The following is a 13,518-nucleotide window of genomic DNA, read 5'->3' on the forward strand; positions in this document are numbered from 1 at the left end:
TACAAAGGTACAAATAATGAATTTTGTAACACCCATCTGCAAAGGCAGCCACCCACTTTTACAGATATTTTTACTTTGCGTTTACTGGGCCGTCGGTGCGGTAATATGCACATTATTAGGCTTTATAGTAGTTGCAATTGTTTATGGCACCTCTATATTTGGCGAATTTGGATCAATTATGAGTGGCGATCCTAAATTTATCACAGCCTTAAAAATAATCCAGATTTCGAGTTCCATAGGAATGTTTATTTTACCTCCTATTGTTTTAGCATATACAGAAGGACAAAAACCGAATACTTTTTACGGGTTTAACAAACCTAATTTTCTTCCTTTTGTTTTGGTTTTTGCCATTATGGTGGTGAGTATGCCTGTTATGGAATGGGTAGCGGTTGTCAATCAAAAAATGGTACTGCCTGAGTTTTTGAAAGGACTGGAAAACTGGATGAAAATAAAGGAGCAGGAAGCCATGAAAATGACCATTCAACTGATTACGGTGAGGAGTAACTGGGATTTTGTGGTTAACCTGGTGATGATTGCGGTATTGCCTGCTATTGGCGAAGAACTCTTTTTCAGGGCTGGGCTACAAGGTTCGTTGCAAAAAATGTTGGGCAATCATCACATTGCCATTTGGAGTGCAGCCATTATTTTCAGTGCGATCCACTTCCAGTTTTATGGATTTCTGCCGCGCATGCTGCTGGGTGCAGGTTTTGGCTATCTGTATTATTATAGTGGAAGTATCTGGTATGCCATGCTGGCGCACTTTTTAAACAACGCTTATGCAGTTTGTGCTGCTTTTTATATGCAAAAACACCACATGCCTCTTGATAAAGCTGATGAACCGATCGGTTTTCCGTGGTATGGCTATTTAATTAGTGCAATAATTACCATAGCTTTGTTTAAATTTTTTAAAGATAACGCAACACGTGAGCGAAAATTGGGTTAAAGTATATACCACCAGCGATGCCTTTGCGGCAGAGGTATTAAAGCAGGGACTAACAGAAGCTGGCATCCCGGCGGTAACAATAAATAAACAGCTCTCGGCTTATAATATTGGCGAAATAAATGTTTTGGTAAATAAGATCGATTTCGATAAGGCCATAGAATATATCGTTGAAAACGAAATTGAATAACATGTTAAACATCATTCATTTTACATCTCCCATTTTACATTTTTAACATGAAAACTAGGGCAATAACCGCTTTCTTTTTTACCATTGTAATGCTTGGCTCTATCCTTTTGGGGAGTTATACATTTACCCTATTTTACCTTGTTTTAAGTGTTTTATCTTTATTCGAATTTTATAAGTTGATTAAAAATTCTGGCATCAGGCCACACCGGAATATTGGTTTGGTTGCCGGATCTTTGATATTTTTAATGGCTGCAGGTTTACATTACTTAAAATATGATGTGAAATACCTGTTGCTTTGTATTCCTTTGATTTTCTCGGTTTTTATTACCGAACTATATAAGAAAAACAAAATTCCGTTTGCCAATATTTCTTACACTTTTGTGGGTTTTGTTTACGTAACCATCCCTTTTTGTTTTTTTCACGCACTAGGCTTTTTAAAAAATTGGAACGAGTATAACTTTCACTTTCCCCTGGCTTTTTTATTAATGCTTTGGGCAAATGATACGGGGGCCTATCTTTTTGGTGTAAAATACGGTAAACGAAAACTTTTCGAACGCCATTCGCCGAAGAAAAGTTGGGAAGGTTTTTTTGGGGGGATGTTTACCAGCGTGTTGGTTGCTTTTGGCCTTTCATTCTGGTTTACAGAAAGTCCGGCATGGGTATGGGCTGGTATGGCCTTATTAATTGCAAATTTTGGTACACTGGGTGATCTGGTAGAATCGATGCTTAAACGCAGTCTGGATACAAAAGATAGTGGTGGATTATTACCTGGGCATGGCGGTTTGCTAGATCGTTTTGATGGATTGTTATTGGCTGCTCCGGTGGTTTATGCCTATTTGTATCTGATTTTGTATTAAAGGTTTATCTATCATCCTCGTTTGTAACGAGGATGAATGAGATTCACATTTGTAATGTAGTTTTTGTTATTAGCGATACAATCGCTATTCTCGCTAATCCTCGTTATAAACGAGGACTATAATGTGTTCTTATGCTGTAGCCGTTACAACATAATATTCCCTTTCTACCTGCTCGCCTGTTTTGCTTTTTAGCTGTTCGGTTTTTTTAAGGGTATTTTTAATTTTGAAGCCAGCACTTTCCAATAATTCCTGTACTTTTTCTACTTCATAAAGCGTAAAGCCATAAGAAGTAAATGGAAGATTTTGCATAAAGGTTTTATCGGCAAAGCATAAGGCAAGGATGCCGGTTGGTTTTAAAGTGTGCTTAATCTCGTTAAGATATTTACTTGGATTGCCCCAGAAATAGATGGTATTGACGGTAAAAATTTTATCGAACTGATTACTTTCAAAAGGTAGCGTATCACCATCAGTTAGCTCAAAATGGACAATACCTTTATCAACAAAATCCTGATTGATTTTTTCTGCTTCGGCAATAATTGTTTCTGAAATATCGGCGCCATAATATTTTAGATTTTCTGCTTTTGATAATAATTGAGCAATATGCCCACCATTACCATGGCCGATTTCTAAAATGGTATTATTGTTTTGGAGGTTTAATGCATCAATGGCTGAGCTGGTCATTCCAAGATTACTGGCATGCATCATCTCACCTGTTTTAATGCCATGTTCGCCTTCAGGACAACTTAATTGTTTCGCAATATTTTTTAAATCTTCTTCCGAATGTTGATGCTCCATGATCAAATTTAAAGATTTAAACCTGATGATTTTTATACCATCTTAGCTAAAACTTATAACATTATTTGATTACCTGTACCGGTTTTTTGTTTTCATCGATGGCTACAAAAGTAAAATCGCCATGTACGGCCAGTTCCCTTCCTTCGGCATACATCTGCTCAATGTAAATTTCTACATTAACCTTTAAACTGGTATTCCCAACATGGCTTACTTTACCAATAAGCTCTATGATGGTACCCGCTGGGATTGGTTTTTTAAAATCTATCCGATCGCTACTTACCGTTACCATAATCTGACGGCTAAAACGCGTGGCGGTAATAAAAGCAACTTCATCCATTAAATGCATGGCGGTACCGCCAAAAAGCGTATCATAATGGTTGGTTGTATTTGGGAAAACGGCTTTAAAAATACTGGTTTTCGAATTTTCTATTCTTTCTTCTAAGGTCATGGGGTAAATATATGATGAGTAAAAAGCTTTGACAACTTTCTAACCAGAAAGTTGTCAAAGTAAAGATTTGCTTCAGAGAAAATGATCGGCGTCTCCGTGGCAAAAAATGAGGCAAATTAATTTGCCTGAAGATCTGCTGATAGTACTTCTTCCGTTTTACGCATCTCTTTTGCAGCTTCAACCATTTCGATCAATGCTTTTTTTGTTTCGTCCCATCCGCGGGTTTTTAAGCCACAATCAGGGTTTACCCAAAGCTGATCTGAAGGAATAACCGCTTTCGCTTTTTTGAGTAACTGAACCATTTCTTCGCGTTTTGGAACCCTTGGTGAGTGGATATCGTACACACCCGGACCAATTTCGTTTGGATACTTAAAATCGGCAAAAGCATCCAATAACTCCATTTGTGAACGTGAGGTTTCAATGGTGATCACATCAGCGTCCATATCGGCAATATTCTGGATGATATCATTAAACTCAGAATAACACATGTGTGTGTGGATCTGTGTATCGTCTTTTACACCACTAGCCGAAATTTTAAAGGCTTTAACTGCCCAGTTCAGGTATTTTTGCCAATCTGTCTTGCGCAAGGGTAAGCCCTCTCTAATGGCCGGTTCATCAATCTGGATGATTTTAATACCCGCATTTTCCAGGTCGCAAACTTCATCACGGATAGCCAGGGCAATCTGTGCACAAGTTTCTGATCGTGGCTGATCATTCCGCACAAATGACCATTGTAAAATGGTTACCGGACCAGTTAACATACCTTTCATGTATTTCGAAGTAAGCGACTGTGCATAGGCGGTCCACTTCACCGTCATAGGTTCAGGACGCGAAACATCGCCAAAAATGATCGGTGGTTTTACACAGCGCGAGCCATAACTTTGTACCCATCCGTTTTTAGAAAAGGCGAAACCATCCAGTTGCTCACCGAAGTATTCAACCATATCGTTCCGTTCAAACTCACCATGTACGAGTACATCCAGATCGATTTCTTCCTGCCATTTTACCGCGTTTTTGGTTTCCTGGGCAATTAGATTATCATATTCTTCAACAGTAAAAGTTCCGTTTTTAAGCTTAGCTCTCCAGCTTCTTACTTCTGCTGTTTGTGGGAATGATCCAATTGTTGTAGTGGCATAAATGGGTAGATTAAGCTCTTGTTGTTTGATTTTTCTGGCCGAAAAAGGACTCAAACGTTCTGCATCCTGCTCCTTTAAAGCCAAAACGCGCTCTTTTACTGCCGGATTGTGGATGATTTTAGAAACTTTGCGGTTGGCGATCGCAATTTTGTTTTCCTCAAGTTTTTGCAGGGTAGATGCAGGGCTCTCGTTGGTGATCAGTTTTTTTAAGGTAGCTACTTCCGCAATTTTTTGCTTTGCATAGGCCAGCCACTGTTTAATTTCAGCCGATAAATTTTTCTCGTTGGTTTCATTGTCTAAATCAACCGGAGAGTGGATTAATGAGCAGGATGGTGCAATCCACACTTTATCTATTCCTCTTTTTTCTACCACCTGATTAATTATGGATACAGATTTTTCGAAATCATTTTTCCAGATGTTCCTTCCATCTACCAAACCCAAAGAGAGGATGATGTCTTCTTTTAACAACGCTAAAACATCATTTAATTGATTTTCTGCACGCACCAGATCGATATGTAAAACATTAACCGGTAATGAAGTAGTAAGCGCTAAATTATTGCCCAAGCCTTCGAAATAAGTGGCTAAAACAATTTTTAATCTTGGGAAAGCCTTTCTAAGTTCCTTGTAAGCATATTCATAAGCTTTCTTGTCTTTTTCGGTAAGGTCTAAAGTCAAAAATGGTTCATCAAACTGAACATATTCTACATCCAAAGCATCTAAACGGGATAAAATCTCGATATAAACCGGAAGCAGATTTTTGATCAGGTCTATTTTTTCAAAGCCAGTTTCTTTTTCTTTTCCCAGTAAAAGGTAAGAAACCGGACCGATTAGAACAGGTTTGGTGGTAATACCCAATTGTTTTGCCTCGTAAAACTCATCGATAATTTTGGTTGAGAAAAGTTTAAAAGGCTGGTCTTTGTAAAACTCGGGCACAATGTAATGGTAATTGGTATCAAACCATTTGGTCATTTCCATTGCTACCACATCCAATCCCTCTTTCTGATAGCCTCTTGCCATAGCAAAATAGAGATCAAGTTCAGTATTTCCTTTTTTCAGAATCACTTCGTTGTACCTTTTCGGTATTGCCCCAAAGGTTAATGAATGATCAAGAACATGATCATAAAAAGAAAAGTCGTTCGATGGAATGATATCAATTCCAGCTTCTTTTTGAAGGTTCCAATTTTCGTGGCGAATGTTTTTTCCCACCTGAAGTACATTTTTGTACCCAGTTTTATCTGCCCAGTAATTTTCGCAGATTTTCTTTAATTCCCTTTGGCTACCTATTCGCGGATAGCCCAGATTTTGCGTTAGCATCTCTTTTAAAGATTAAGTAAATAAATCGTTTAAAAGCTCAAATCAGTATTTTATACTTTTCTGTTAAAATAAAAAAGGAAAGGTTATGGCACAGCCTGCCCACTCATCAGCAAAAAGCTTAAAGCAAGCATATAAAATTTTAATTTTATTGTGTACAATCAGACCTGACCAATTACTTTATAACGCGAAAGCACCGTCAATTCAATATAGGCAGGTCTCCTGACTTATTCCCGATCTTATCGCCTTCCCATCCCGGTAAAACGGAACAGTGGCATGAATGATAAGACCGTTGTCTTTTTGATAAAGACAGAATTTACAGTTGCGCGACAGCTCGTGATTTGCACACGATTCCCTATTAATCCCGGGTGTAATTCCGGGAACCTGTATCGGTTGATGAAAAATAAAGTTAAGAACTTACATCAAGGCAAATGTATGGATTAGGATTTAAAGATTAAGGTATTTTTGTAAGCATTGATTTTGCCTCCTTCCAATCGATGGTATTTATTTCTTTAACCACAGATGCACACAGATAAACACGGATTTTTTATAAATATTAAGTCTAAAGCATCTTAAATCACTTGTAACAAATTTACAGCAAGCCCTTTTTGGTACAGATTCTCTACTATATTTGATTACCCGACTAAACTTCTTCTTATGATAAAAACCTACTTTAAAGGGCTTTGCATTGCTTTTTTAATGGTAAATAGCTGTGTGGTACTGTCGCAAGAAGTGCCCACGCCAAAATCGCATTTTGGTTTTGATATCGGCGACGATTATCAACTGGCCAATTACACCCAAACAGAAGCCTATTTTAAAAAACTTGCGGTCAGTTCTAATCGGATTAAACTGGTTGATATCGGTAAAACCGAAGAAGGCAGAAGTCAATATATGTTGATTGTTTCTTCTCCTGAAAACCTAAAAAAATTAGACCGCTATAAAGAAATTTCGCAGCAACTGGCTCATGCCGAAATTAGCGCAGAGCAAGCCAAAGTTTTGGCGCAGGAATCTAATATAAAGGACGATATCTGAATGTAAACTTTATTGAGATATGGAACCACTACCCCAAACAATAATGGCTTTTTACTTTGGCCTTACTATAGCCAATTATAAACCGCTTAATTTTGTGTTATGAAAGTAGAAATCTGGTCGGACGTAATGTGTCCGTTTTGCTATATTGGAAAAAGACATTTTGAGCAGGCGATAGAAAAATTGCCCTTCAAAAACGAAATTGAAATAGATTGGAAGAGTTTTCAGCTCAATCCGGAGTATCACAATACCGATAATGAAACAGTGTACGATTACCTTTCGAGAAGTAAAGGAATGCCGGTTGAGCAAGCCAAACAAATGACTAAGCAAGTTGTAGATATGGCTGCAAATGCAGGTTTAACCATTGATTTTGATACCAATATTCCAGCAAATACCTTTAATGCACATCGTTTGATCCATTTGGCAGCAAAACACGGTCTTCAGGATTTAGCGGAAGAAAAACTGTTTGAAGCACATTTTGTAAACAGTAAAAATATCGGCGAAACCGATGTTTTAGTTGATCTTGCTGAAGAAATCGGGTTAAATCGTGCTGAAGCAGAAGAGGTTTTAAAAGGAGATCAATTTAGCGAAGCTGTTCGTTATGATATTTATGAAAGCCAGAATTTAGGTATTAGAGGAGTTCCTTATTTTGTAATGGACCGCAAATATGGGGTTTCCGGTGCTCAGTCTGTTCAGGCTTTTACCGATGCGCTTACCCAGAGTTTTACCGAGTGGAAAGAAACTCAGCCTAAAACCACACTTACCTCATTAAATAAAAATGATGATGCGGTTTGTGATGAGAATGGTTGTGAGATATAGATTTGTTTTACGCTGATCGACGCAGATTTTTTCTGCGAAAATCATTTTGATCTGAGGGGTTCATTATAGAGTAGTCGTCATCTTGATCCGATAGCTATCGGATGGAGCGCAGCGCAATGGAGAGATCTGTCTAGATAGATTTCTCGGCTTCGTTGCACTCCGCTCGAAATGACAGTATATTTTATGGTTTGCCTCCTTTAGTGGGGCATCACCGCTGGTTTTTCAACGGCGTTAACAGATATTCTAATCCATTTACCCGTATTTCAAACATCGTAGCCATTAAATCGCCCAATTTACCCTTCGGGAAACCCTTATCCTTATACCAAAGCAAATAACTTTCTGGGATATTGCAGATCAGGTAACCTTTATATTTTCCGTAAGGCATTTGCATTTTCACTAAATCGAGTAATAGGGTTGGGTCTAACATTTATAATATAAAATCTAAATAATTTTCGTTGTTAATTACAGAAAAGGTGGCTTGAGGATAGTTTTTAGCAAAAAAGCCAGGTATCTTCTTCTTTTGGTTTCCCCATTTGAAATCAGCAGCCAAGATTTCTCCGTTATTAATTTCAATAAGGTCTATTTCCTGCTGGTCATAAGTTCTCCAGAAGTAATAAGTAGAATTTTGCTGTTCGTACTCCATTTTTTTTATGCGCTCACTAAAACAGTAATTTTCCCATAAAATACCCTGATCATTGCGTAATGCTAATAACCTAAAATCATTAACGATTGCATTCCGGATGCCATTATCGTAAAAATACCATTTAGATGATTTTGTAACCTCTTTCCGTAAATTATTGCTGTATCCACCAACTTTATAGATGATAAAAACCTTTGAAAGTAAATCAAGATAACGGTCTACTGTATTTTTGCTAATGCCCAAAGTACGGGAAATTTCATCAATGGAAACTTCCGATCCTACCTGATAAGCAATAAGCTTTAATAATTCCAGCAGTTTCGCGCTATTTTGGATGTTCTCATACATCAAAATGTCTTTTAACAGATATGATTTAACCAGTTCAGTCAAATATTGCGCTTTTTCAGCCAATGAGCTCAAATGAAACAACTCCGGATAAGAACCGAAAATTAATCTTTCTTCAAGGTTTTGGGTAGTTTGCAAGGCATTTTCCTTTTTATCCAATTCAACTTGTGCTATCGGGTAGAGATAATAGGTTAAACTTCTTCCGGTTAAAGGTTCACCTGTTTGGTTCGATAAGTCGAAAGTAGATGACCCACTTGCAATAATGGTGAGGTCTTTGAAAGTATCAATAAGTAACTTTAATATTTTTCCGATTTCGGGGATAACCTGGGCTTCATCAATAATAAGCAGTTTGGCATCACCCAAAACCCTTTTATAATTTGCCGCTGTACGGGTTGACAGCAACACTTGTACATCCTGATCTTCTCCATTTAAAGAAAGATGGTTGATATTGGCATCTTTAATAATGCTTTCTACTAACCAGGTTTTGCCTATCCTCCTTGTGCCGAAAATTAAGATGACCTTATTTTTCCCAATTTTATTGAGGATAATAGGCTTCAAAGATCTTACAATTTGACTTTCCATTTAAGTCAAATATAGTAAAAAACGTTAATTCAGTCAATAGACTGACTCAATTAACGTTAATTCAGTCAACGAACTGACTGAATTAACGTTTTTAGTCGATAAGTTCCAATGTTTCGATTGCTTCTTCAACAGTACTTACATTATCAAAAGCAATCCTTAACGTGTTTTTTACCTCTTTTAAATTACACATACGTGGGTGGTTCTGCGCAAAAGTTAAAATCTTGGTAAAGGTATTCGAATCGAAATAAGCCGATTGTTTATCGCTTAAGAAATATCCGCGTAAACTATTTTTCTTGAAACTGATTTTCTCGAATCCTAGTTTCTTGCCAAACCATTGCAAACGTACTACACTCAACATGGTTTTTACCTGTGGAGGAACTGGCCCGAAACGATCTGCCAGATGTTTTTCAAAAATAGCGAGTTCAGCTTCATTATCTAGTTTAGAAAGCTCTGTATATAAATTGTAACGCTCAGTAATATTGGTGATGTAAGCATCCGGAATGTATAATTCCAGATCGGTGTCTACCTGAGTAAAACCCACAAAAGGACGAGCAGGTTCATTTTCGAATAGGCCTTTAAATTCCGCTTCTTTTAGTTCCTGGATGGCTTCGTCCAAGATCTTGTGGTACATTTCAAAACCAATTTCTGCAATGAAACCACTCTGCTCGGCACCCAATAAATTTCCACTACCGCGGATGTCTAAATCGCGCATGGCCACATTAAAGCCACTGCCAAGATCAGAAAACTCTTCGATTGCGCTTAAACGCTTACGGGCTTCAGAGGTTAAGGTAGATAATGGTGGTGAAAGTAAATAACAGAAAGCCTTTTTATTGCTCCGGCCTACTCTGCCACGCATCTGGTGCAAATCGCTCAAACCAAACATGTGTGCATGGTTGATAATGATGGTATTGGCGTTCGGAATATCTAAACCTGCTTCGATAATGGTAGTGGCCACCAAAACATCTTTTTCGCCATTAATAAAATCGAGCATGACATCTTCCAGTTGATCACCATCTAATTGTCCGTGCGCAATACCAATTCTTGCCTTTGGAACCAGTTTCTGGATCATCCCGCCCAATTGCATCAGGTCATTCACCCGGTTATGGATAAAAAATACCTGTCCGCCACGGTCTAATTCGAACTGAACGGCTTCCTGGATCAATTTATCATTAAAAACATGCAATTCGGTACTTACCGGTTGGCGGTTTGGTGGTGGTGTGCTGATGATAGATAAATCCCTTGCTCCCATTAAAGAAAAATGCAAGGTTCTCGGAATTGGAGTCGCCGTAAGGGTTAAAGTATCAACATTTACCCTAACAGCTTTTAACCTTTCTTTTGCGGTAACGCCAAACTTCTGCTCTTCATCAATAATCATGATGCCGAGATCCTTAAATTTTACATCTTTGCTCAGCAAACGGTGTGTACCGATCAAAATATCAACTTTACCTGCTGCTGCTTCAGCCAAAGTATCTTTAATCTGTTTACTGGTTTTGAAGCGGTTAATGTAATCAACCGTAACCGGAAAATCTTTTAAACGTGAAGAAAAGGTTTTAAAATGCTGTAGGGCTAAAATGGTAGTCGGCACCAATATCGCTGCCTGTTTGCCCTCTGCTACCGCTTTAAATGCTGCGCGTACGGCGATCTCAGTTTTTCCGAAGCCTACATCACCGCAAACCAAACGGTCCATTGGATGTGGCGATTCCATATCCTTTTTCACATCCTGCGTCGCTTTTAACTGATCCGGGGTATCCTCGTAAATAAAAGACGCTTCCAGTTCTGTTTGTAAATAGCTATCTGGCGAAAATGCCGTTCCGGCCTGGGTTTTGCGCAGTGCATAAAGCTTGATCAAATCCCGGGCGATATCTTTAACTTTTTTTTTAGTAGTTTTTTTTAGCTTGTCCCAGGCATCCGTGCCCAGCTTATTCATCTTAGGTACGCCACTTTCCTTGCCGCTGTATTTGGCAATGCGGTTAAGAGAGTTGATGTTTACATAAAGCAGGTCGTTATCTGCATAAATTAAGCGGATCATCTCCTGAGTTTTGCCATTTACCTCAACCTTCTCAAGTCCGGCATATTTGCCGATGCCATGATCAATGTGGGTAACATAATCACCAGATTTCAGTTCCCTTAAATCTTTCAGGGTAATAGCCTGACTTTTCTGATAGCCTTTTTTAAGCTTGTATTTATAGTAACGGTCAAAGATCTGGTGATCGGTGTAAAATGCCGTTTGGATCTGTGGATCAACAAAACCCTCGCGCAACATGCTATTGATTGGCGTAAACTTGGCCGTTTTATCAATATCCTCTAAAATGGCATATAAGCGCTCAATCTGCTTTGGCGAATCGGTAAAAATAAAATTGATAATCCCTGCCTTTTCATTCTCCTTTAGGTTATGGATCAGCAGATTGAAATCCTTATTGAACGATGGCTGTGGTTTGGTTTCAAACTCAAAACGGTTATCTGTTTTATAAAAGAACTGTTTGCCGAATTCTACCAAAGGGAAATCCTGAAGATGATCGCCCAATAATTTCTCATCGCTAAAAGCAAATTTCGGATCAATCCATTCTGGGTTTTTATTCTTATCATCAAGCGAAAGTGCTTTCCAAAGCTCAACCGCTTTTTTATATCCCGCTTTAACAATATCGAGGGTAAACTCAACATCCTTAAACCAAAGCTGGGTGTCCTGATCAATATAATCAAGAATGCTGATGTTACTTTCCGTTAAAAATTTAGCCTGAACGTTGGGCACAATGGTAAGCGACTTAACATCGGCAACTGAAAGCTGACTTTCAATTTCAAAACTTCTGATGCTTTCTACCTCATCGCCAAAAAACTCAATGCGGTAAGGCAAATCAGAAGAGAAAGAAAATATATCTACAATACCCCCACGGATGGAAAATTGGCCCGGTTCGTAAACAAAATCCCTGCGGTCGAAATCGTAATCAATTAAAAACTCGTTGATAAAATCGATGCCCAATTTAGCACCTAAACTAATTTCCAGAGTGTTTTTTTCTAATGCAGAGCGGTCAATCACCTTTTCGGCAATGGCTTCCGGATAAGAAACTACAATTTTTCCGTATTCAGAATCGTGGTTCAGTTCGTTCAATACCTCTGCACGGGCCAATACATTGGCTGTATCTACCTGCGTAAAATCGAAAGATTTGCGGTACGAAGAAGGGAACAATAAAACCTGTTTATCGAGCACGCTTTCCAGGTCCGACTGGAAATAGGCGGCCTCTTCCCTGTCCGGCAAAACGAACATTATGGGTTTGTGTAATAGAAAATAAGAAGAAAGGGCAACAATAGCATCGGCTGAGCCCACCAATCCCTTTAATTGTATCTTTGGGTTTTTGGTCGCATTCAACGCTTTGGTAAATTGAGTTACCCTATCGTCGGTTTTGTATCTGTTTATTAAATCGCGAATGTTCAAGGCACAAAAATAAGCTTATCTTTTAATATTAACCCGCAATTTGTGTAAAGGTTTTTTTAACTATTTTTGGCAGGGTTGCGATGTGAAAATTAAATTGGGATAAGAAATAAGTTCTTGTTGTTAGATTCCATTTCTCGTTTGGTCGAAATATATCCTCCATTCGTCGATTAAGGGCAAATTGATGTAACAAAGGTGGTGTTACAACCTCTAAATTATATAAAAAGTGAAACCATCATGATTTCCAATAACACTAAAAATAAATCATGATAGCTTCATCACCATTGAAAATAAATGATAACTGATGAAATACGTTAAGAGCTTTCCACTAGAACTTTTTTTCTGGATAGCGGCTTTAGTATTACTGGCAACAGCGAATAGCCACGAGCATCATTTTACACTTTGTCCTTTAGCTAATTTAGGTTTTAAGGATTGGTGTCCGGGATGTGGTATAGGCAGGTCAATCAGTCATATTTTACATGGCGAATTTATCGAAAGCTTTTCTGAACACTGGTTTGGGTTTCCGGCACTTTTGACAATAGTTTATAGAATTTACACCTTGATAAAAAATAAAAATAAATTTAAAATTTCAACCACAAATACATAGAAACCATGGATATATTTCAATCACCTCTAATGTCGTTACCAGGTATAACACCAGAGGAATACTCATATTTACAACAAGCAACAACAGGTTTAACTGAAGAGCAGTTGCGTAATTTCCTGATGGTTTACAGCAGCAAAAGAAAAAACCCATCTGACATGTTGATTTTCTGCTTAATCGGGCTATTTGCTGTTCCAGGCTTGCAAAGGTTTATCATCGGACAGATCGGAATGGGTATTTTATACCTTTTAACTGCAGGTTTATGTTTTATCGGATCGATTATTGACGTAGTAAACCACAAAACACTAGCTTTTGAACACAACCAGAAAATGGTTTTCGAAAGCTTGCAGATGGTGAGAATGGGTGGTGGATTTCAACAGGCAGGAAAATTCTAGCAG

General features: G+C 38.2%; 13 protein-coding genes and 1 riboswitch. Of the genes, 7 read left to right on the forward strand and 6 right to left on the reverse strand.

What is annotated here, in order from left to right:
• The first annotated feature begins 16 nt into the window (after window positions 1-16).
• From BCL90_RS17645 to BCL90_RS17655, 3 genes are read left to right on the forward strand one after another with little or no spacing between them, the layout of a single operon-like run.
• Entirely contained in the window at window positions 17-943 is a 927-nt protein-coding gene (locus BCL90_RS17645; protein WP_121285356.1) for a CPBP family intramembrane glutamic endopeptidase, read from the forward strand.
• Complete coding sequence (locus BCL90_RS17650; RefSeq protein ID WP_166792092.1) at window positions 924-1,130, forward strand: putative signal transducing protein; 207 nt, start codon at window positions 924-926, stop codon at window positions 1,128-1,130. Before BCL90_RS17645 ends, BCL90_RS17650 begins: the two co-directional genes overlap by 20 nt.
• Before the next feature lie 47 nt (window positions 1,131-1,177).
• Window positions 1,178-1,987 carry a phosphatidate cytidylyltransferase gene (locus BCL90_RS17655; RefSeq protein WP_121285360.1) on the forward strand — a complete coding sequence of 270 codons (810 nt, stop codon included), beginning with the start codon at window positions 1,178-1,180 and terminating at the stop codon, window positions 1,985-1,987.
• A 129-nt stretch (window positions 1,988-2,116) separates the two neighbouring features.
• Here the strand turns inward: BCL90_RS17655 and BCL90_RS17660 are convergent, their stop codons facing one another.
• The 3 genes from BCL90_RS17660 to metE all read right to left on the reverse strand — a co-directional run bounded on the left by BCL90_RS17660 (window position 2,117) and on the right by metE (window position 5,680).
• A complete protein-coding gene (locus BCL90_RS17660) occupies window positions 2,117-2,782 on the reverse strand; it encodes a class I SAM-dependent methyltransferase (protein ID WP_121285362.1) in 666 nt (221 codons plus the stop codon).
• 61 nt (window positions 2,783-2,843) lie between these two features.
• On the reverse strand, window positions 2,844-3,230 hold the full coding sequence (locus BCL90_RS17665) for an acyl-CoA thioesterase (RefSeq protein WP_121285364.1): 387 nt from the start codon (window positions 3,228-3,230) through the stop codon (window positions 2,844-2,846).
• A gap of 116 nt (window positions 3,231-3,346) precedes the next feature.
• A complete protein-coding gene (gene metE, locus BCL90_RS17670) occupies window positions 3,347-5,680 on the reverse strand; it encodes a 5-methyltetrahydropteroyltriglutamate--homocysteine S-methyltransferase (protein ID WP_121285366.1) in 2,334 nt (777 codons plus the stop codon).
• A gap of 192 nt (window positions 5,681-5,872) precedes the next feature.
• Window positions 5,873-6,080: riboswitch (cobalamin riboswitch) on the reverse strand.
• A 254-nt stretch (window positions 6,081-6,334) separates the two neighbouring features.
• On the opposite strand from metE, the gene BCL90_RS17675 reads away from it, so the two are divergent.
• Window positions 6,335-6,709, forward strand: coding sequence for a M14 family zinc carboxypeptidase (locus tag BCL90_RS17675; RefSeq protein WP_121285368.1), 375 nt, complete (start codon window positions 6,335-6,337; stop codon window positions 6,707-6,709).
• A gap of 99 nt (window positions 6,710-6,808) precedes the next feature.
• Window positions 6,809-7,525, forward strand: a complete 717-nt coding sequence (locus BCL90_RS17680; protein WP_121285370.1) for a DsbA family oxidoreductase — start codon at window positions 6,809-6,811, stop codon at window positions 7,523-7,525.
• Window positions 7,526-7,733: 208 nt separating this feature from the next.
• On the opposite strand, the gene BCL90_RS17685 is transcribed toward BCL90_RS17680, so the two are convergent.
• From BCL90_RS17685 to mfd, 3 genes are all read right to left on the reverse strand, one after another.
• Entirely contained in the window at window positions 7,734-7,952 is a 219-nt protein-coding gene (locus BCL90_RS17685) for a DUF3820 family protein (RefSeq protein ID WP_025141651.1), read from the reverse strand.
• Window positions 7,953-9,089, reverse strand: coding sequence for an ATP-binding protein (locus BCL90_RS17690; RefSeq protein WP_121285372.1), 1,137 nt, complete (start codon window positions 9,087-9,089; stop codon window positions 7,953-7,955). It abuts the gene before it with no gap.
• Between the two features lie 91 nt (window positions 9,090-9,180).
• Entirely contained in the window at window positions 9,181-12,519 is a 3,339-nt protein-coding gene (mfd, locus tag BCL90_RS17695) for a transcription-repair coupling factor (RefSeq protein WP_121285374.1), read from the reverse strand.
• 301 nt (window positions 12,520-12,820) lie between these two features.
• On the opposite strand from mfd, the gene BCL90_RS17700 reads away from it, so the two are divergent.
• Both BCL90_RS17700 and BCL90_RS17705 read left to right on the forward strand, forming a co-directional pair.
• A complete protein-coding gene (locus BCL90_RS17700; protein ID WP_121285376.1) occupies window positions 12,821-13,123 on the forward strand; it encodes a DUF2752 domain-containing protein in 303 nt (100 codons plus the stop codon).
• Window positions 13,124-13,128: 5 nt separating this feature from the next.
• On the forward strand, window positions 13,129-13,515 hold the full coding sequence (locus BCL90_RS17705) for a TM2 domain-containing protein (protein WP_090497432.1): 387 nt from the start codon (window positions 13,129-13,131) through the stop codon (window positions 13,513-13,515).
• Window positions 13,516-13,518: the final 3 nt, after the last annotated feature.

It is taken from the genome of Pedobacter alluvionis (assembly GCF_003664035.1).
GTDB lineage: Bacteria > Bacteroidota > Bacteroidia > Sphingobacteriales > Sphingobacteriaceae > Pedobacter > Pedobacter alluvionis.

Bases quoted from the DNA above. Each gene is read 5' to 3' on its own strand.
- BCL90_RS17655 (WP_121285360.1), top strand. From the start codon at position 1,178: ATGAAAACTAGGGCAATAACCGCTTTCTTTTTTACCATTGTAATGCTT.
- BCL90_RS17685 (WP_025141651.1), bottom strand. From the start codon at position 7,952: ATGTTAGACCCAACCCTATTACTCGATTTAGTGAAAATGCAAATGCCT.
- BCL90_RS17705 (WP_090497432.1), top strand. From the start codon at position 13,129: ATGGATATATTTCAATCACCTCTAATGTCGTTACCAGGTATAACACCA.
- BCL90_RS17645 (WP_121285356.1), top strand. From the start codon at position 17: ATGAATTTTGTAACACCCATCTGCAAAGGCAGCCACCCACTTTTACAG.
- metE (WP_121285366.1), bottom strand. From the start codon at position 5,680: ATGCTAACGCAAAATCTGGGCTATCCGCGAATAGGTAGCCAAAGGGAA.
- BCL90_RS17680 (WP_121285370.1), top strand. From the start codon at position 6,809: ATGAAAGTAGAAATCTGGTCGGACGTAATGTGTCCGTTTTGCTATATT.
- BCL90_RS17660 (WP_121285362.1), bottom strand. From the start codon at position 2,782: ATGGAGCATCAACATTCGGAAGAAGATTTAAAAAATATTGCGAAACAA.
- BCL90_RS17690 (WP_121285372.1), bottom strand. From the start codon at position 9,089: ATGGAAAGTCAAATTGTAAGATCTTTGAAGCCTATTATCCTCAATAAA.
- BCL90_RS17665 (WP_121285364.1), bottom strand. From the start codon at position 3,230: ATGACCTTAGAAGAAAGAATAGAAAATTCGAAAACCAGTATTTTTAAA.
- BCL90_RS17700 (WP_121285376.1), top strand. From the start codon at position 12,821: ATGAAATACGTTAAGAGCTTTCCACTAGAACTTTTTTTCTGGATAGCG.
- BCL90_RS17675 (WP_121285368.1), top strand. From the start codon at position 6,335: ATGATAAAAACCTACTTTAAAGGGCTTTGCATTGCTTTTTTAATGGTA.